The organism is Kitasatospora sp. NPDC052896 (assembly GCF_044547075.1).
GTDB lineage: Bacteria > Actinomycetota > Actinomycetes > Streptomycetales > Streptomycetaceae > Kitasatospora.
Window position 1 is genome coordinate 17,109 of record NZ_JBITZU010000011.1, and the last position, 17,998, is coordinate 35,106.

General features: G+C 73.0%; 15 protein-coding genes. 6 read left to right on the top strand and 9 right to left on the bottom strand.

Annotation, left to right across the window (positions count from 1 at the left end; all coding sequences use genetic code 11):
• Positions 1-80: 80 nt before the first annotated feature.
• The 3 genes from ACIGXM_RS22540 to ACIGXM_RS22550 all read right to left on the bottom strand — a co-directional run bounded on the left by ACIGXM_RS22540 (position 81) and on the right by ACIGXM_RS22550 (position 2,698).
• Positions 81-1,643: a PH domain-containing protein gene (locus ACIGXM_RS22540; protein ID WP_396563579.1), complete on the bottom strand. Its 1,563-nt coding sequence runs from the start codon at positions 1,641-1,643 to the stop codon at positions 81-83.
• Entirely contained in the window at positions 1,640-2,068 is a 429-nt protein-coding gene (locus ACIGXM_RS22545; protein WP_396563743.1) for a PH domain-containing protein, read from the bottom strand. The genes ACIGXM_RS22540 and ACIGXM_RS22545 overlap by 4 nt, the downstream gene beginning before the upstream one ends.
• A gap of 120 nt (positions 2,069-2,188) precedes the next feature.
• Complete coding sequence (locus tag ACIGXM_RS22550; RefSeq protein WP_396563581.1) at positions 2,189-2,698, bottom strand: hypothetical protein; 510 nt, start codon at positions 2,696-2,698, stop codon at positions 2,189-2,191.
• Positions 2,699-2,938: 240 nt separating this feature from the next.
• Here ACIGXM_RS22550 and ACIGXM_RS22555 point away from each other — a divergent pair, with 240 nt between their 5' ends.
• Together ACIGXM_RS22555 and ACIGXM_RS22560 are read left to right on the top strand one after the other, a co-directional pair.
• Positions 2,939-4,195 carry a histidine kinase gene (locus ACIGXM_RS22555; RefSeq protein ID WP_396563583.1) on the top strand — a complete coding sequence of 419 codons (1,257 nt, stop codon included), beginning with the start codon at positions 2,939-2,941 and terminating at the stop codon, positions 4,193-4,195.
• Positions 4,192-4,839, top strand: coding sequence for a response regulator (locus tag ACIGXM_RS22560; RefSeq protein WP_396563585.1), 648 nt, complete (start codon positions 4,192-4,194; stop codon positions 4,837-4,839). The genes ACIGXM_RS22555 and ACIGXM_RS22560 overlap by 4 nt, the downstream gene beginning before the upstream one ends.
• Positions 4,840-4,903: 64 nt before the next feature.
• On the opposite strand, the gene ACIGXM_RS22565 is transcribed toward ACIGXM_RS22560, so the two are convergent.
• The 4 genes from ACIGXM_RS22565 to ACIGXM_RS22580 all read right to left on the bottom strand — a co-directional run bounded on the left by ACIGXM_RS22565 (position 4,904) and on the right by ACIGXM_RS22580 (position 9,081).
• Complete coding sequence (locus tag ACIGXM_RS22565; RefSeq protein ID WP_396563587.1) at positions 4,904-6,340, bottom strand: class I adenylate-forming enzyme family protein; 1,437 nt, start codon at positions 6,338-6,340, stop codon at positions 4,904-4,906.
• Between the two features lie 317 nt (positions 6,341-6,657).
• A complete protein-coding gene (locus ACIGXM_RS22570) occupies positions 6,658-7,314 on the bottom strand; it encodes a 4'-phosphopantetheinyl transferase (RefSeq protein WP_396563589.1) in 657 nt (218 codons plus the stop codon).
• Positions 7,311-8,174 (bottom strand): metallophosphoesterase family protein, encoded by an 864-nt coding sequence (locus ACIGXM_RS22575; protein WP_396563591.1) that lies wholly within the window; start codon positions 8,172-8,174, stop codon positions 7,311-7,313. Before ACIGXM_RS22575 ends, ACIGXM_RS22570 begins: the two co-directional genes overlap by 4 nt.
• Positions 8,175-8,202: 28 nt before the next feature.
• On the bottom strand, positions 8,203-9,081 hold the full coding sequence (locus ACIGXM_RS22580) for an ACP S-malonyltransferase (RefSeq protein WP_396563593.1): 879 nt from the start codon (positions 9,079-9,081) through the stop codon (positions 8,203-8,205).
• A gap of 298 nt (positions 9,082-9,379) precedes the next feature.
• On the opposite strand from ACIGXM_RS22580, the gene ACIGXM_RS22585 reads away from it, so the two are divergent.
• From ACIGXM_RS22585 to ACIGXM_RS22600, 4 genes are all read left to right on the top strand, one after another.
• The gene (locus ACIGXM_RS22585; protein ID WP_396563595.1) at positions 9,380-10,183 is read left to right on the top strand and encodes a carbon-nitrogen hydrolase family protein; all 804 of its coding nucleotides are present in this window, start codon (positions 9,380-9,382) and stop codon (positions 10,181-10,183) included.
• 113 nt (positions 10,184-10,296) lie between these two features.
• Entirely contained in the window at positions 10,297-11,925 is a 1,629-nt protein-coding gene (locus tag ACIGXM_RS22590) for a flavin monoamine oxidase family protein (RefSeq protein ID WP_396563745.1), read from the top strand.
• A 34-nt stretch (positions 11,926-11,959) separates the two neighbouring features.
• The gene (locus ACIGXM_RS22595; RefSeq protein ID WP_396563597.1) at positions 11,960-12,331 is read left to right on the top strand and encodes a transposase family protein; all 372 of its coding nucleotides are present in this window, start codon (positions 11,960-11,962) and stop codon (positions 12,329-12,331) included.
• Positions 12,332-13,105: 774 nt separating this feature from the next.
• Positions 13,106-15,931: a helix-turn-helix transcriptional regulator gene (locus tag ACIGXM_RS22600; RefSeq protein ID WP_396563599.1), complete on the top strand. Its 2,826-nt coding sequence runs from the start codon at positions 13,106-13,108 to the stop codon at positions 15,929-15,931.
• Positions 15,932-16,199: 268 nt separating this feature from the next.
• On the opposite strand, the gene ACIGXM_RS22605 is transcribed toward ACIGXM_RS22600, so the two are convergent.
• Positions 16,200-16,958: a thioesterase II family protein gene (locus ACIGXM_RS22605; RefSeq protein WP_396563601.1), complete on the bottom strand. Its 759-nt coding sequence runs from the start codon at positions 16,956-16,958 to the stop codon at positions 16,200-16,202.
• A 142-nt stretch (positions 16,959-17,100) separates the two neighbouring features.
• The gene (locus ACIGXM_RS22610; protein ID WP_396563747.1) at positions 17,101-17,955 is read right to left on the bottom strand and encodes an alpha/beta fold hydrolase; all 855 of its coding nucleotides are present in this window, start codon (positions 17,953-17,955) and stop codon (positions 17,101-17,103) included.
• Positions 17,956-17,998 lie beyond the last annotated feature (43 nt).

The following is a 17,998-nucleotide window of genomic DNA, read 5'->3' on the forward strand; positions in this document are numbered from 1 at the left end:
CCCGCGGGAAAGTCGGAATTCTTATTGCGAGGCCTCGGCGGGGGCTGTCCGCCGAGGCCGATCCGGTTCGCGGACCGCGGTCAGTCCCGTTCGAGGAAGGGGGTGAGCAGGTCGGGCACGGCCTGCTCGGCGAGGGACAGCCCCTCGGCGAGGGTCACGTCGCGCACCCGGTAGGCGCCACGGCCGGCGGCCGTGGTGGCGGTGAGGGTGAGCAGGCCGCTGCGGCGTTGGAACAGGGAGCGGCTCACGGTCCAGCCGATCACACCGGTGCGCTGCAGGGCGACGGTGCGGCGGGCGAAGGTGCCCGAGCGGGTCACCAGGTAGTCGTCCACCAAGGCGTGGCCCAGGGCCCGGTGGGCATCGACGGCCAGCCACACCGCGACGGGCAGCAGGACGACGGCGACCACGCCGGCGGCCGGGAGGAATTCTGGCACCCAGATGCCGGGCAGCGCCACCACGGCCGCGGTGAGCGTGACCAGCGCCACGCCCCGGTTGATCCGGCGGCGCCGCGCCACCTTCGGGTGGGCGACCAACTCGGCTGCCACGGGCGACGGTTGGACGTCCGGACGGAGCTCGTTCGCCACCCGCAGGGCCACCGCGCGGGGCGCGGGCGGCAGCAGGGCGCCGCGGGTGCGGTTCTCCTCGGCGTTGCCGAGACCGGTGGCGACCGCGTGCAGCCTGGCCCCGCCGCCCCACCGCAGCAGCAGCGGCTCGATCAGCTCGAAGCCGCGCAACCGGCGCTCCTCGATGGAGACCGAGCGGTGGATCCACAGGCCGCGCCGCACCCGCAGGACGCCGCCGTCCTCGCGCTCCAGGCGGTACCCGGACCAGCCCTCGACGTACTGACCGACCGCCACGACCGTGCCCAGGGCGGCCAGCACCAGCAGCAGCGCCGGCAGGGAGACCCAGAGCGGCACCGCGGTGAAGGCGGCGACCAGCTGGTGCACGACGCCCAGCCGCAGCGGGTCGATCTGCATCTCGTGCAGGGTGTTGTAGCAGATGCCGAGGGCCGCCAGGAGTCCGCCGACGCCCCAGACGGTGAGCGGGGCGTAGCGCAGCCAGGACCAGGAGAGTTCGGCGACGGGGGCCGGGACGAGGGGTTCGACCGGGCCGGCGCCGGTCGGCGGGTGGGCGAGCAGGGCGGCCCGGCGGTTCAGCAGTTCCTGCTGCAGTGCGTTCGCCTGGGCGATGGTGACCCCGTCCAGCGAGAGCCCGTGGGCCGCCGAACCGCCGTGCACGGCGGCGCCGACGCTCACGGTGGCGAGTCCGAGCAGGCGGTGCAGCGGGCGGGCGGTGACCTCCGCACTGCGGATGCGCTCCAGTGGGACGGCGCGGCGGCTGCGGAAGAGCAGGCCCGAGCGCATTTCCAGCCGAGCTTCGGTGATCCGGTAGCCGGTGGTGAGGACCCGCGTCAGGTTGATGCCGGTGACGATCAGGAAGGCCACGGTGAACGAGGAGAGCGTGATCAGCCCCTGCAGGTTGAGCCGGCCGCCGGTGCCGATCAGGGTGCCGATGCCGGTGATGACGGGGGCGACCAGCCAGCTCAGGTGAAGCGGTATCAGGCGGGGACTCAGCCGATGCCAGGCGGGCTCGACGGCCGGGGGCGTACCGCGATCGGTGCCGGTGGTCACGTCCCGGGTCACGTCGCGTCCCCCGCGGTGGCCTGGGTGGCGGTGGTCAGGTGCTCGACGACCTCGGCGGCCCGCCTGCGGTCCAGGCCGCGGATGATCAGGGCACCCGCGGCGGAGGCCGTGGTGACCTTGATGCCGCTGAGGCCGAAGAGCTGCTCCAGCGGCCCGCGCACGGTGTCCACGGTCTGGATCCGCGACAGCGGGGCCACCCGCCACCGCTGCCAGAGCCAGCCGGAGCTGGTGTAGACGGCCTGGTCGGTGGTCTCCCAGCGGTGCACCCGGTAGCGCCACAGCGGCATGACGACCAGGTAGCCGAGCCCGAGCAGCGCGACCGCGAGGAAGAGCGGACCGAAGACGAACCGGGCCGGCGGGATCAACAGGTAGAGCGCACCCAGCAACAGGGCGGTGGGCAGCGGGATCAGCGCGGCGCGCACCATCCACCAGGCGATGGCGCGGCGCTCCACCCGGTGGCGGGGCGGCCGCAGACGAGGTCCGTCGGGGAGGGGCACGGTGTTGGTTCCTCTCGCTCTGCTGTCGGAGCTGCGCGGCTGTCGGAGCTACACGACCGCGGCGCGCAGCCGGCGGCGGCGGTTCATCACCACGACGGTCCGCGCCAGCACGGTGGCCAGCGCCATCAGCACCAGCGCGTTGGAGAAGACCTCGGGCCCGCTGATCCGGTACTTGACGGAGAAGGTGATGATCGCGGCGGTGTACCAGTGCTCGATACCGTAGACGAAGAGCACCCGGGCACCCGACATCGCGAGCCAGAACAGCGCGTACAGCACACCGGCCCGAGTGTAGACCTGCCCGGACGGGTCCCTCTCGGCAGGCAGCATGGCGCCGGCGGCCAGGCCGAAGATGGTGCCCAGGCCGATGCCGACCAGTTGCAGGGAAAGGTCGTTGCCGCTCAGCTGCGGGGAGTGGAAGAAGAGCACCATGACCACCGCCACCGCGACCAGCGGCCGCACCAGCCGCATCGTGTTCACCTTGCGACGGCCGAGATCGCCGCCGAGGATGACCAGCAGCACCGTCCCGCTGACCACCAGCGTGGTCATGAAAGCACTCATCGCCCGTACTCCAGAAGTCCCGTCCACCGTGCGGTTCTCGCACTGCACTCCAGGCTAGGAACGGGCGGCACGGCGCGGAACGACCGGCCGGTGGAACCGGCTGTCCACCGATCGACGGACACCGTGAGCCGGTCGTCCCGGCCGCGCCATCGCGTGGTGCGCGGCGCACCGGGCGTGGTAGGACTGGTCAGCGTGCCAGCAAGCGTTGCCCCTGACCAGCCCGTTGTCCAGCCGCCGGCCGTGGAACCGAGCCACGGCCCGGCCGAGGTGAGCCGCGACCAGGATCCGGTGCGGCGCTGGTTCAGCCTCTGGGACGCCTACTTCGGCCTCTCCTACCTGGTCACCACCGGGCTGCTGCTCACCTCGGGGAACTCGCCGGGGCGGGTGGCGGGGGCGGTGGCCGCGCTGACCCTGGTCGTCCCGTGGTACGCGGCGTTCGGCCGGCCGCTGCTGCTGCTCGGCGGCGGTGGCAAGCCGACGCGCGCACGGTGGTTCGCGGCCGGTCTGGGCGTCCTGTTCGGCACCGCCACGCTGCTCGACCTGGCCTCCTCCTTCGCGCTCTTCGCGATCTGTCCGATGCTGCTGATGAGCCTGCCCTCGGCGCCGGGCATCGCGGTGGTGCTGCTGGCCAACCTGGTTCCGCCGATCCTGCTCTGGGTCACCAGCGGCCAGTTCGGTGAGGCCGTGCTGGGCATCCTGCCGCTCACTCTGCTCGGCATCGCACTCGCCGTACTGGTCGGCCTGTGGATCACCCGGGTCGTCGAGCAGAGCCGCGAACGGGCGCTGCTGATCGAGGAGTTGGAACTGAGCCGGGGCCAGGTGGCCCGGCTCTCCCGACAGGCCGGCATCGCCGCCGAGCGCGAGCGGCTGGCCCGCGAGATCCACGACACCGTGGCGCAGGGGCTGACCAGCCTGATCGCGCTGATCCAGACGGCCGACTCGGAGCTGGCGGACGAGCCCGAACTGGCCCGCCGGCACCTGGCGTTGGCCGCCCGGGTGGCCACCGACAACCTCGCCGAGACCCGCGGCTTCGTCGCCGCGCTCACTCCGGTCGCGCTGCGCGGGAACTCGCTGGGCGAGGCCGTCCGCCGCCAGGGCGAGGCGCTGGCGGCGGAGACCGGCCTGACGGTCGACCACACCACCGAGGGCACCGAGTTCCCGCTGCCGACCGCGGTGGGCGTGGTGCTGCTGCGCGGCGCGCAGGAGGCGTTGGCCAACGTCCGCAAGCACGCCCGCGCCCAACGGGTGTCACTGCGCGTCGAGTTCACCGACGCGGCGGTGCGACTGCGGGTCGCGGACGACGGCCGCGGCCTCGCGGAGCCGTCCCACGGGCCGGGCGAGGAGCCGCCGGGGTACGGGCTGCGCGGCATGCGGGCCCGGGTCGCCGAGGTCGGCGGGACGGTCGAGGTGACCGGCACGCCGGGCCACGGCACGGTGGTGGAGGTCGTGGTCCCGCTGGGCGCCGCCACGACGAGGAACGCGGAGGGGTCACGATGAACGCCGAGCAACCGACCGCGGGGTCGATCGCCGTCCTGATCGTCGACGACCACCCGGTGGTGCGCGAGGGCCTGAGCGCGATGCTGGAGTCCGCGCCCGGCATCCGGGTGGCGGGGACGGCCGGCAGCGGCGAGGAGGCGGTGGTGCGCGCCGCGGCGCTCGAGCCCGACGTGATCCTGATGGACCTGCGGATGGGCGCGATGGACGGCGCCACCGCCACCGCCCGGATCCTGGCGCACTCACGCCGCCCCAAGGTGGTGGTGGTCACCACCTACGAGGACGACGCCGACATCCTGCGCGCGGTCGAGGCCGGCGCGGCCGGCTACCTGCTCAAGGGCAGCTCGCGGGCGGACCTGATCGAGGCGGTCCGGGCGGCCGCCCGCGGCGAGACGGTACTCTCCCCCGCCGTCGCCGGCCGGCTCTTCCGGGCCCGCTCCCAGGAGCAGCCGCCGCCGCTGTCGGGGCGCGAGTGCGACGTGCTGCGCCTGGTCGGCCGTGGCCTGACCAACGCCGACATCGGCCGCGAACTGCACATCGGCGAGGCGACGGTGAAGACCCACCTGCTGCGGGTCTTCAAGAAGCTCGACGTCTCCGACCGGACCGCCGCGGTGCTCGCCGCGATACGGCGCGGTCTGCTGGACTGACCGGCCCGGACGCGACCGGACCGGTCCGCGGACCCACGCGGACCGGTCCGTTCCCGACGCGGCGTCAGGCGAGGTCCTCGCCCTCGCTCGGGCCGGCCGCGGCCTCGGCGAGTTCGGTCATCCGGCGCTTGTCCGGCTTGCCGTTGCGGTTGAGCGGGAACTGCTCCACCACGATCACCCGGTTGGGCTGCTCGTAGGGGGGCAGCAGGTCGGCCAGGACCTGCCGCCAGTGCGCGGAGTCCCGCTGCTGCTCGTCCTCCACGAAGAAGACCAGGCTGCTGCCGCGACGCTCGTCGGACAGCGGGACGACCCGGGTCGAGCAGCCGCCGGCGGCCGCCTTGCGCTCGATGATCTCGGGGTAGAGCGTGTAACCGTTGCGGTGCACGGCGAACTTGCGGCCCAGCACGAAGAGGTTGCCGGCCGCGTCGAAGTGACCGAGGTCGCCGGTGCGGAAGACGCTCTGGTCCACCGGGTCGATCCCGCCGTCCTGCGTGAGGTAGCCGACCATCACGTCCGGGGTCTCGATCAGCAGCTCGCCCACCTCGCCGGCCGGCACCTCGCGGTCCTCGTCGTCCACCACCCGAACCCGCAGCCCGTCCATGACCTGCCCGCAGGCCACGGCGTTGTCGCTGGTCGCGAAGGCCACGTTGCCGGCCTCGGTGCTGCCGTAACTGTCCAGCAGCGGCAGGCCGAACCGCTCGACGTAGCAGTCCACCAGCGACTGGTCGAGCGGCGCGGCGCCGCTGCAGAACATCCGGACCGAGTCGAGCGAGTCGGCGAGCGCCGGCCGCTGCCGGATGATGCTCAGCATGCTGCGGTAGGTGGCCGGGGTCGCGTCCAGCACGGTCGCACCCGAGTGCCCGGCCATCCGCAGCGCGCGGTCGGGGCGCTTGTAGGGGGCGATCACCAGGGAGCCCCGGACGATCCAGGCGATCAGGACCATCGACAGGCCGTACTGGTGCGAGAAGGGCAGCAGCGGCAGCAGCACGTCGTCCGCGCAGTGGCCCATGTGGCGCGCGTTGCGCTCCAGGTTGCGCAGCATCCGGCCGCCGTTCTTGACGATGCCCTTGGGCTCGCCGGTGGACCCGGAGGACCACATGATCAACGCGTCGTCCAGGTCGGACCAGGCGCCGAAGTCGAGCCGGCGGTCCGTCACCTCCAGGTCGGGGGCGGAGGCCAGCAGTTCGTAGAGGTAGACCGGGTCGGCCTCGGCGGGCACCGGGGCGTCGTCGTCCACCAGCACCAGCTTGGTGCCGGCCCGACGGATGATGGAGGCGGTGGCCTCCTGCCTCTCCTGCTGGTCCACCAGGACCACCGAGGCACCCAGGTGCATCAGGGCGAACAGGACCGAGACGTAGCTGATCGAGTTACCGGCCTTGAGGAGCACCCGGTCACCGAGCCCGGCCCCCCGCTCACGCAGGACCTGGGCGATGCGGAGGGTGTCCTGCTCGAACTCGGCGAGGGTCGCTACGGAGGTCTCCGCGAGGATCTTGGCCGGCATCGGCTCCACTCATCCTTCTCGTACTCGACGGCCACCGCCGACGCCCGCACCCGGGCTGCCGGGGAGTGGTCGGAGGGGTTCGGGGCGGGCTGAGCCCGTACGTACCGGAGAGTATCGAGCCCCTGTCCGAGGTTAGAACCCCTATCCGACCCCACCCGCCCCGACCGCACCGGCGCGTCGGGAAACCGTCAACTCCACGGTGTCAGAAGGGATCCGGCGCGACGAACCGGCGGCCGGGCAGGCCAACGCGGCGAGCGGCCGCTACGGGCCGCTCGCCGGTGGTCGGACGGGCACGGGGCGACGCCCGCCCCGCTCGATCAGCCGCGTACCACCGTGATCGCCGTCGCCACCAGGCCGTCCGCGGCGACCCAGTGGCCCTCGAAGCCCGTCAGCCGCCGACCCTCGGCGAACGGGCCGGGCACCAGCAGCCTCGCGCTGAAGGTGCCGTCCGGGTCGATCGTCAGGGCGGCCTCGGAGAAGTCCAGCATCACCTTGGCCAGCGGGAACCACGCCTTGTAGACACTCTCCTTGGCACTGAAGAGCAGCCGGTCGCCGTGCACGGTCGGGTCCGCGCGTCGCAGGGCGGCCAGCATCGGCAGCTCCTCGGGGAGCGCGATGGCCTCCAGGACCCCCTCCGGGAGGGGCTCGTTGACCTCGGCGTCGATGCCGAGGGTCAGCACCGCCTCAGCCGGGGCCAGGGCGGCTGCGCGGTAGCCGGCGCAGTGGGTCATGCTGCCCACCACGCCCATGGGCCAACGGGGTTCGCCCTTCGGGCCGGGCAGCAGCGGGACCGGCGGCAGGCCGAGCACGGCCAGCGCGCGCCGGGCGCAGGCCCGTACCGCGCGGAACTCCTGCTGGCGGCGCGGGACCGAGCGGCTGATGTGCTCGACCTCGGCGGGGAAGAGGTCGATGGGCTCGTCCAGGGCGCGGCTCTCGGCCGACGTGACGGGCTCGGGAAGGATCAGCTCGATCAACGCTTCGTCACCTCGGGGAAGATCTGGCGCAGTCCGGTCGGCACGGCGTCGCCCCGGCGGCGCCACTCGCGCGGATAGCCCACCGAGACCTCCTCGAAGCGGACGCCGTCGTAGTGGGTGACCCGGGGGATGTGCAGGTGACCGTAGACGACCGCCGCCACGTTGAAGCGGGTGTGCCAGTCGGCGGTGGCGGTGGTGCCGCACCACTGCGCGAACTCGGGGTAGTAGAGGACGTCGGTGGGCTGGCGGACCAGCGGGTAGTGGTTGACCAGCACGGTGGGAACCGCCGGGTCCATCGCGGCCAGCCGCTCCTCGGTGGCGGCCACCCGGGCCCGGCACCAGGCCTCCCGGCTCGGGTACGGGTCGGGGTGGAGCAGGTACTCGTCGGAGCAGACCACGCCCGTCTCGTGCGCGCGGGCCAGTGCCTGCTCCTTGGTCGCGGTGCCGGCCGGCCGGAAGGTGTAGTCGTAGCCGACGAAGAGCGGGGCGATCCGCACCGGGCCCTCGGGGCCGGGCCACACCGGGTACGGGTCCTCGGGGGTGTGCACGCCCAGACGGCGGCAGACCTCCACCAGGTGCCGGTAGCGCTCGACGCCGCGCAGCTGGACGGGATCCGAGGGGTGGGTCCACAGCTCGTGGTTGCCCGGCGCCCAGACCACGGTCGCGAACCGCTCGCTGAGCAGGCCGAGCGTCCACTCGACGTCGGCGACCAGCTCGCCGATGTCACCGGCGACGATCAGCCAGTCCGCGGGCGTCCTCGGCCGCAGCTCGCGGACGATCTCGCGGTTCTCCTGGTAACTGATGTGCAGGTCGCTGGTGGCGAGCAGGGCGCCGCCCGATCCGCTGGTGCTGTTCGTCAAAGGGTCGTGCCTTTCGGTCGGCGGTCCGTCAACTCGCGGGCCGCAGGGCCGACTCCGGTGCGATGGTGGCGGTCGAGAAGTTCTCGACGGTGCACTTGAGCCGGCGCAGCAGGCGGTCCCGGCCGACGATACTGATCCGCCGCACGCCCTGCGCGGCCAGGGTGTCCACGACGCCGGGCCAGCGCATCGGACGGGTGAAGCCGCCGAGGATCCAGTCGCGGGCCTGCTCGGCGGAGTTCACCAGCGAGCCGTCCTGGTCGGAGACGATCGGCAGCACCGGGTCACGCAGCTGGTAGCCGCTCAGCACCTCGCGGTCGATCCGCTCGCGCAGCTCGCCGAAGATGCCCGCGTGCGCCGGCGGGCGCATGGTGTAGAGCGAGTAGCCGCCCGCCTCGCCGATCCGCCGCTTGAAGCCCTCCAGGGCCCGCTCACTGAGCGAGACCATGAACATGTCCCGGTCCATGTACGAGGAGATCTCGAACCACTCGCCCGCGTCCGTCAGTTCGGCCAGCAGGGTGTCCAGGGTGTCCGCCGGGACCTTGACGAAGGAGTGGGTGACGATGTCGGTGTGCTGCTCGGCGAAGTAGTCGCGCTCGCAGCGGGCGGTCTCGGCGACCAGGCGGACGGCCTCCTCGAAGGGCAGCACGCCCGCGTGGGCGGCGGCGGCCATCTTGCCGAAGCTGACTCCGGCGCAGTGGCTCTCACCGGACTGCCCGCTCCACTCGACCAGCGCGAGCGACACCACGAAGGAGGTGACCTGGGCGACCTCGGCGTAGTCGTCCTCGCTCTCCCGCAGGGCGTCGAAGACGCTGTAGCCGAGCACCTCGTCGGCGACCGCGAACCGGCTCCTGGCGGCCGCGTTGACCACCATGAACCGGCCGAAGTCGGCGAATCGAGAGGGGCCCATGGCGGGAAAGACGATAGCGTCGCTGCCCGGCTCACCGATCGTCATGTCAACCCGTTCTGTCGGCCGTCGGAGTCCGGTCGAGCCTATCCGCGCCGGCGCCGGACGCCACCCCCTGTCCACTCCCCTACCGACCCCTGCGCCGGCCGTCCCGCGCGATTCGGCAGTACCCGGACGCGCGCCGCTAGGGGGACGTTAGGGGTTGTCCGGCCTGGGCGGGATCCATAGCTTCGGTCCCGGCAATGCCCGCTCCGGATGACTCCGCAGCCGATGATTCCACCGCATCCCGAGGAAACCCGCGATGAGAATTGCTTGCTGGCAGGCCGCGTGCGGCTCCCCGAACGTTCCGCGGCTGCTGGAGCGGCTGCGGGAGGCGGCCCGGCAGGCGGCCGAGGCCGGCGCGCGGTTGCTGATCGCCCCGGAGATGACGGTGGGCGGCTACCCGCTGCGGGCGGGCACGCTGGCCGAGGCGGCCGAGCCCGTGGACGGGCCGCACGGCGCCGAGGTGGCCCGGATCGCCCGCGAGTACGGCATCGCCGTGGCCTACGGTTGGCCGGAGGACGACGGGTCCGCGGTCTACAACGCGGTCCGGCTGGTCTCCGCCGAGGGCGTCACGCTGGCCTCCTACCGCAAGGCGCACCTGTTCGGCGAGGTGGACCGCTCCCGGTTCACGCCGGGCGACCACGGCGTGGTGCGGGTACGGCTGGGCGACCTGACGGTGGGCCTGCTGGTCTGCTACGACGTCGAGTTCCCGGAGTCCGTGCGTGCGCACGCCCTGGCGGGTACCGAACTGCTGCTGGTGCCCACCGCGTTGATGCGCCCGTGGGAGGTGGTCGCCCGCACCGTGGTGCCCGCCCGGGCCTTCGAGAGCCAGCTCTACGTCGCCTACACCAACTGGATCGGCGAGCGGGGCGGCCTGGACTTCTGCGGACTGACCACGGTGGCGGCCCCGGACGGCACCCGGCTGACGCTGGAGGAGCCCGTCGAGGGCCTGCTGCTGGCCGAGATCGACCCGGCCGTGGTGGCGAAGGCGCGCGCCGACACTCCCTACCTCCATGACCGGCGCCCCGAGCTCTACCAGGACCTGCCCGACGCCCTGGGCTGACCCGGGAGCCGGGCCCCGAAAGGTGTCCCCAGATGTCCCTCAGTGCCAGTGAGTTCCGTGCCGGCGCGCATCCGACGGCGCGTGACGTGCGTGACGTGACCGCACCGCTGACCATGTTCAGCCCCGACTTCCCGTTCGCCTACGACGACTGGCTGAGCCACCCGGCCGGACTCGGGTCGGTGCCCGAGCAGCGGCACGGCACACCGGTGGCCGTGGTGGGCGGCGGCGTGGCCGGCCTGGTCGCGGGCTACGAGCTGATGCGCCTCGGGCTGCGCCCGGTGCTCTACGAGGCCGGGGAGCTGGGCGGCCGGATGCGGTCGGTGCCGTTCGAGGCGGACCCGGAGTGCACCGCCGAGCTGGGGGCGATGCGCTTCCCGGTCTCGGCCACCACGCTGTTCCACTACGTGGACGCGCTGGGTCTGCGGACCCGGCCGTTCCCCAACCCGCTCGCCGCCGGCACCCCGAGCACGCTGGTGCACCTGGGCGGCGAGCGGCACTACGCGCGGGATATCGAGGACCTGCCGTCGGTCTACCAGGAGGTGGCCGACGCCTGGGAGAAGACCCTGCGCGACCAGGCCGAGCTGGCGGTGATGGAGGACTCGGTCCGGCGACGGGACACCGCGCTGCTCAAGGCGGTCTGGAACCGGATGGTGCGGACCCTGGACGACCAGTCGTTCTACGGGTTCCTCGCCACCTCGCCGTACTTCCGGTCGTTCCGGCACCGGGAGCTGTTCGGCCAGGTCGGCTTCGGCACCGGCGGTTGGGACACCGACTTCCCCAACTCGATCCTGGAGGTGCTGCGGGTGGTGTTCACCGGCGCCGACCAGGAGCAGGTGAGCATCGTCGGCGGCACCGGCCGGCTGGTCCAGGGCCTGTGGACGCTCGCCGCCGGCCGGGCGGCGCACTGGCCGGCCGACACCTCACTGGCGTCGCTGCACGGCGACAGCCCCCGTCCGGCGGTCACCGGGCTGCGCCGGGTGGCCGACGGCGTGCTGGTCGAGGACGCCGAGGGCGGCTGCGAGACGTACCCGGCGGTGGTCTTCACACCGCACGTGTGGACGCTGCTGAACCGGATCGACTGCGACCCGTCGCTGCTCTCCACCCCGCACTGGACGGCCGTCGAACGGACCCACTACATGGGTTCCTCCAAGCTGTTCGTGCTCACCGACCGACCGTTCTGGCTGGACCGCGACCCGGTCACCGGCCGGGACACCATGAGCATGACGCTCAGCGACCGGATGCCGCGCGGGGTCTACCTGTTCGACGAGGGGCCGGACCGGCCCGGGGTGATCTGCCTCTCCTACACCTGGAACGACGACTCGCTGAAGGTCGCCACGCTGAGTGACGAGCAGCGCCTGGAGGTGCTGCTCGGCCAGCTCCGCGAGATCTACCCCGAGGTGGACCTGCGCCGGCACATCGTCGGGCCGCCGATCTCGGTGACCTGGGAGACCGAGCCGCACTTCATGGGCGCCTTCAAGGCGAACCTGCCCGGACAGTACCGCTACCAGCGGCGGCTGTTCACCCACTTCGTGCAGGACGACTTCCCGCCCGAGCAGCAGGGCCTCTTCCTGGCCGGTGACGACGTGTCATGGACCGCCGGGTTCGCCGAGGGCGCGGTCACCACGGCGCTCAACGCGGTCTGGGGAGTGGTCCGTCACCTGGGGGGCGCCGGCCACCCGGCCAACCCGGGTCCGGGGGACGTCTTCGAGCAGATCGCGCCGATCCTCCTGCCAGAGGAGTGAACCGCCGCACGGGGGAACGCACGGGGGAACAGCCATGGCACAGTTGATCAGCGCGACGGAGGCCACCTGGGTCGAACTCCTCACGGGCCTGGATCCGGCGGAGTTCGAGGAGCTGCTGCGGACGCTGCGGCCGTACGCGGAGGCCGACACGCCGCGGGCGGGGCGCCGCTGGACGCTCTCGCTGGCGGACCGGGTCCTGCTGGTGTCGCTCTACCGGCGCGCCAATCTGACGGTGCGCGAGGTCGCGGTGCTGTTCGGGATCTCCAAGTCGGCCGCCGACCGGATCGTCGGACACCTCGGACCCCTGCTCGACCTCCCGCCGCTGCGGCACCGGCGCTGCCGGCTGACCGTGCGGATGGAGCGGGTCGACGGCACGGCTCCCCCATCCGTGCCCACCGGTCGCTGAGCCCCGACCTCCGGTCCGCGATCGCGCGGGCCCGCCCGGGTCGGCGAAGCGATCGGCCGTGCTGGCCGAATATCACCCCGACTGCGACAACCCGACACCGAGCCGACGGCCGGTCGGGTCCGATGATTCCATCGGACCCGACCGGCCGTCGGCGTAACGGGCGCGAGAACTACGGGACAACCGCGTTACGGAGTTCCGTCGATGTACACGGACTCGTTATCCGCGATGGTGAACCTTTGCGGTCGATCACGCGTCGGGCCAAGCTGGCTTGTTAACGGTGTGTTTGCTCCGGCTGCTGCTTTCCGCACCTGCCGGAATCAGTCCGATTTGCCCCGTATTGCCGGGTGGTGTGCGTCACGCGACGCCCCTCGCCCGGTACTGTCGGTTCATCATCCTCAATTCCTGATCAGTTCTTGACGGCAAGCGTCGTGTCGCAGACCACGGCAGTGTTATGTTTCAGATCAGTTGTCCCGCAACTCGGTCGATGCCAACCCCGAACGGCCCGCCGACGCCCGGGATCCAGACTGTCGCGTTTCGGCAGGGGTGGCCGAACTCCGATTAGTCACCGCTCATCAGGCATTCGCCAGAATTCTCATGAAGTTCACCGGGGAGAACAGTGTCCAAGCACGGAGTACGGCCGCCGTCAGGCGTGTCGGTGGCCGTCGTGCGGGGCACCCCGCCCTCCCCCCGAAGCAGACCCCACTCCACGCAATGTCCGTCCATCACCAGACACCACCTGGGCCGGAATCAGGACCCGAAGCAAGGAGCGACCACATGACGGGCCGACCCGGCCTCATCGAGCGCGCCGAGGAGCTGCTCGCCCTCACCGCAATCACCACAGCCGCGATCCAGGGCACCGGGTCGGTCGGCCTGGTCGTCGGCCCCGTGGCGAGCGGCAAGTCCGTGCTGCTGAGCGCGGTGTGCGAGGACGCGAGCAGAGCCGGCGCCACCGTACTGCGGGCCACCGGCGCGCAGGCCGAGCAGCGCACCCCACTCAGCATCGTGGGCCAGCTGCTCCAGCAGGCCCCGCTCAGCGCCGAGCGCTGGTGGCAGGCCCAGCGCCTGCTGGAGGCGGCCACCCGGGCCGCCCGGCCGCACAACCCGGACATCGGCCAGGAGGCCGACCCCTACCAGCTGCCGAACGACCTGGTCCAGGCGCTCTGCGCGGTGCTCTTCGAACTCTCCGAGTCCGTCCCGCTGCTGATCTGCGTCGACGACGCGCACCACGCGGACGCGTACTCCCTGCAGTGGCTGCTCTTCCTGATCCGCCGGCTGGGCACCGCCCGGGTCGCCGTCGTCCTCACCGAGCGCACCGCCCGCCAGCACCCGCAGCCCGCCTTCCACGCCGAGTTGCTGCGTCAGCCGCACTGCCGCCGGATCATGCTCGGGCCGCTCACCCACGAGGGCGTGGTCCAGCTGCTCGGCACCCGGCTGGACGACCAGCGGGCCGACCAACTGGCCTCCCGGGTCGACGCCTTGACCGGAGGTAACCCGCTGCTGGTGCACAGCCTGCTGGAGGACCTGCGTTCCTGCACCCGGCTGCCCTCCGAGCGGCACCCGGCCGGTCTGGGCGGCGGGTTCGCCTTCTCCCAGGCCGTGGTCAGCTGCCTGCACCGCAGCGAGCCCGCCGCGCTCGCGGTGGCCCGCGGCATCGCCGTCTTCGGCGACCACGCCTCGGACCACCTGCTCGGCCAACTGCTCGGCCTCTTCCCCGGCCTGGTGAAGGGCGTGATCGACGGCCTGGACTCGGCCGGCCTGCTGGAGTACGGCCGGTTCCGACACCCCGCGGTGCGCACGGCCGTCCTGCACGACACCGACGCCGCCGACCTCAGCCGGCTGCACGCGCAGGCCGCCCGCCTGCTCTACGCCCAGGGCGCACCGGAACGGGCCATCGCCGAGCAGCTGTTGGCCTCCGACCAACCCGGCGAGACGTGGAGCACCCGGGTGCTGTGCGACGTCGCCCGGCAGGCGCTCTTCGACGGCGACGCGGACCTGGCCCGGCGCTGCGTCGAGCACGCCCACCGCGGCTGCTCCGACACCCGCCAGCGCGGCGAGGTGCTGACCCTGCTGGCCGGTGTCGAGTGGCAGCTCCAGCCCGGCAACGCCACCCGCCACCTGCCGATGCTCTCCGCCGCCCTGCGCGCCGGCGAGTTGGGCGACCGGCACTCGGTGGTGGTCGTCAAGTACCTGCTGCGGCACGGCCGGATCACCGAGGCCACCACCGTCCTCAACCACCTGCTGGCCCAGGACCGCCCGGTGGACGGGCGCACCAGCGCCGAGCTGCAGACCGTCAGGTTGCAGCTCTCCAGCTCCTACCCGGGCGTGCTGGCCGAGCTGCCGCCGTTCGAGGCGTCCAGCCCCACGAAGGACCGCGCCCCCGCGGCGGTGCGCGCCAACCCGCAGCTGCAGGCCGCCACCGCCCTCGACGAGGTGCTCAGCGGCCGGGCCGACGAGAACACCTTCCTGGGTGCCGAGCAGGTGCTGCGCAGCATCGGCCTGACCTACCGGCACTGGGAGCAGGTCGAGTTCGCCCTGCTGGCACTGATCTACGGCGACCAGCTGGAGCGGGCCGCGCACTGCTGCGAGCAGTTGCTCAACCGGATCGGGCGCGCCGCCGAGGGCTGGCGGCCGCCGCTGCTCGCCCTGCGCAGCCAGATCGCGGTGCGCCAGGGACAGCTGGTCGACGCCGAGCGCTACGCCAAGAGCGCGCTGGAGCAGATGCCCTGGCAGGGCTGGGGGGTGAACATCGGCCTGCCGATGGCGACCCTGCTGATGGCCCAGACCCTGATGGGCCGTTACGAGGACGCCGCCCAGCTGCTCAACCGCCCGGTCCCGCAGGCCATCTACCAGACCCGCTACGGCATGCACTACCTGCACGCCCGTGGCGAGTACCGGCTGGCCACCAACCACCCGCACGCCGCCCTGGACGACTTCCTGATCTGCGGCGAGATGATGCAGGACTGGGACCTCGACCTGCCGAGCGTGGTGCCCTGGCGCGGGGCCGCGGCCCGGGTGCACCTGCAGATGGGCAACCACCAGCAGGCCAAGGTGCTGATCGACGAACAGTTCAAGCGGCTCCAGCCGGGCTCCTCCCGCTCGCGCGGCATCACGGTGCGGCTGAGCGCGACCGTCGCCGAGCTCAAGTTCCGGCCCGCCCTGCTGCGCCAGGCGGTGGACGAGCTGCAGCGCTGCGACTCCCGGGTCGAACTGGCCCTGGCGCTGGCCGACCTGGGCTACACGCACCAGAGCCTGGGCGACCACAAGCGGTCGCGGATCATGATGAGCCGGGCCTGGCAGCTGGCCAAGGAGCACTCCGCCGAGCCGGTCCAGCGCGGCCTGTCCAGCATGTTCTCCGACCTGCGCGAGGAGGCGGCGCCCGCGGCCGCCGCTCCTGACGCCGGCGGGCTGAGCGACGCCGAGCGGCGGGTCGCCTCGCTGGCCGCGCTCGGGCACACCAACCGGGAGATAGCCCGCGAGCTGTTCATCACCGTCAGCACGGTGGAGCAGCACCTGACCCGGGTCTACCGCAAGCTCAAGGTCACCCGGCGCTCGGACCTGCCGAGCGAACTCTGCCTGGCGACCAGCGGCACCGCCTCCTGACCCGCACCGCTCCGCCCGTGCCACCGCGGCCCGGAGTGGTCGGCCGACGCCGACCGCTCCGGGCCGCGGGGGGGGGGGGGCGCCCGCCCCCCCCCCCCCCCCCCCGCCCCCCCCCCCCCCCCCCCCCCGCCCCCCCCCCCCCGCGCCCCCCCGCCCGCCCCCCCCCCCCCCCCCCCCCCCCGCCGGGGGGGGCCGCCCCCCCCCCCCCCCCCCCCCCCCCCGCCGCGTGCCGTACGGCCTCCCGCCCGCACGGCCCGCGGCGCGCCGCTCAGCCGGCCAGGGCCCGCAGCCGGTCGGTGATCTCGCCCAGCACCGCCTGCTGCTGGGTGGCCAGGTAGAAGTGGCCGCCGGGGAAGACCCGCAGCGAGAACTCGCCGGTGGTCTCCTCCGCCCACGCCTTGGCCTCCTCGACGGTGGACTTGGGGTCGTCGTCGCCGATCAGCACCACGACCGGGCTGCTCAGCGGGCCGCCCTCCGGGCGCTGGTAGGTCTCGATCGCCCGGTAGTCGTTCCGGATCGCCGGCAGGATCATCCGCAGGATCTCCTCGTCACCCAGCAGCGCGGTGTTGGTTCCGCTGAGCGACTTGAGCTCGGCCACCAGGCCGTCGTCGTCGCGCTGGTGCACGAACTCGGCGCGGTGGGTGCCCGGGCCGCGCCGCCCGGAGGCGAAGAGGACCGCCGCGGGACGCCCGTCGGCCTCCAGACGACGGGCCAGCTCGAAGCCCAGGACCGCGCCCATGCTGTGGCCGAACAGGGCCAACGGCTTGTCGTCCAGCTCGCCGAGCGCCCGGTACACCTGGTCCGCCAGCTCGGCGACGGTGCCGATGCTCGGCTCGGAGCGGCGGTCCTGACGGCCCGGGTACTGCACCGCGAGCACCTCGATCTCCGGGGCCAGCGCGGCCGAGACCGGGAAGTAGAAGCTGGCCGAACCGCCCGCGTGCGGCAGGCAGAGCAGGCGGACCTTGGCGTCCGGGGCCGGGTGGAAGCGGCGGATCCACAGGTCGTACTCGGCGCTGGTGATGGTCATCGGGTTTGTCTCGTCCTTCTCTCGTCGTGCTGAGTGGTCTGTGGGAGTGGCGGCCGCCCCGGCCCGTCGGGGGCTGGGCCGGAGCGGCGGCGGCCGCGCCGGGCGGGGGTCGCCCGCCCGGCGCCGTTGGTGGCGCGAGGCGTCAGCCCACCGAGCGCAGCCACTGGTCGATCAGCTCGGCCGTGGTGGTGGCGTGCTCCTCCATCACGGTGAAGTGGTCGCCCGGGCCGTCCACCGCGGTGTGCGGCAGCGGCCAGGACGCCCCCGCCGCGCCCGCTGGCACCTCGCCGGCGCCCGTGGCGGTGAGCGCCTCGGCGGCCTTGAGCAGCAGGGTCGGCGCGGTGATCGCGGCGGGCCGCCAGCCGGCGAACAGCCGCAGGTAGCCGCCCATCGCGGTGAGCCTGGTGTCGTCCATCGGGACGTATCCGCCATCGCGGGCGAGCATCGCGCCGGTCAGCGCGGGCAGCACCGCGGCCGCGGCGTCCAGGCCGCCCGCCTCGCCGGTGTCGGCCCCTGCCTCGCCACCGTCGGCGAAGGCGTAGGTGTCCACCAGGACGACCCCCTCCGGGCGGGCGCCCAGCTCTTCCAGCCGGCCCGCGACCGCCTGGGCCAGCAGGCCGCCGGTCGAGTGGCCGAGCAGGACGAACGGGGCTCCCGCGGTGGCCCGCAGGACCGCCCGCGCGCCCAGTTCGAGCATCGCCTGCGCCGTCTCGGGCAGCGACTCACCCTCCAGGAAGCCCGGCAGCGGCATCGCCAGGACCCTGCGCCGGCCGCGGAAGGCCGCCGCGATCCGGGCGTACTGGTGCGGGCCGGAGATCGCCAACAGCGAGGGCAGGCAGACCAGGACGGGCTGCTCGGGCCCCTCCGCCAGCTGCAGCAGCTCCGGTACCAGCTCGCTCACCGACTCCGCCGCGAAGACCGGCCGGAAGCGCGAGGCGGCGAAGAGCAGGGCCATGAACTCCTGGCTGCGCCCGCTCTCGGCGGCGGTGCGCAGCATCGCCCCGATGGTGCCGACCGGCCGGCTCTCCGGCACCGCTCCC

Coding starts and splice junctions, on each gene's coding strand:
- ACIGXM_RS22545 (WP_396563743.1), bottom strand. CDS start 2,068: ATGGTGCGCGCCGCGCTGATCCCGCTGCCCACCGCCCTGTTGCTGGGT.
- ACIGXM_RS22550 (WP_396563581.1), bottom strand. CDS start 2,698: ATGAGTGCTTTCATGACCACGCTGGTGGTCAGCGGGACGGTGCTGCTG.
- ACIGXM_RS22560 (WP_396563585.1), top strand. CDS start 4,192: ATGAACGCCGAGCAACCGACCGCGGGGTCGATCGCCGTCCTGATCGTC.
- ACIGXM_RS22565 (WP_396563587.1), bottom strand. CDS start 6,340: ATGCCGGCCAAGATCCTCGCGGAGACCTCCGTAGCGACCCTCGCCGAG.
- ACIGXM_RS22580 (WP_396563593.1), bottom strand. CDS start 9,081: ATGGGCCCCTCTCGATTCGCCGACTTCGGCCGGTTCATGGTGGTCAAC.
- ACIGXM_RS22585 (WP_396563595.1), top strand. CDS start 9,380: ATGAGAATTGCTTGCTGGCAGGCCGCGTGCGGCTCCCCGAACGTTCCG.
- ACIGXM_RS22590 (WP_396563745.1), top strand. CDS start 10,297: ATGTTCAGCCCCGACTTCCCGTTCGCCTACGACGACTGGCTGAGCCAC.
- ACIGXM_RS22595 (WP_396563597.1), top strand. CDS start 11,960: ATGGCACAGTTGATCAGCGCGACGGAGGCCACCTGGGTCGAACTCCTC.
- ACIGXM_RS22600 (WP_396563599.1), top strand. CDS start 13,106: ATGACGGGCCGACCCGGCCTCATCGAGCGCGCCGAGGAGCTGCTCGCC.
- ACIGXM_RS22605 (WP_396563601.1), bottom strand. CDS start 16,958: ATGACCATCACCAGCGCCGAGTACGACCTGTGGATCCGCCGCTTCCAC.
- ACIGXM_RS22610 (WP_396563747.1), bottom strand. CDS start 17,955: ATGCTGCGCACCGCCGCCGAGAGCGGGCGCAGCCAGGAGTTCATGGCC.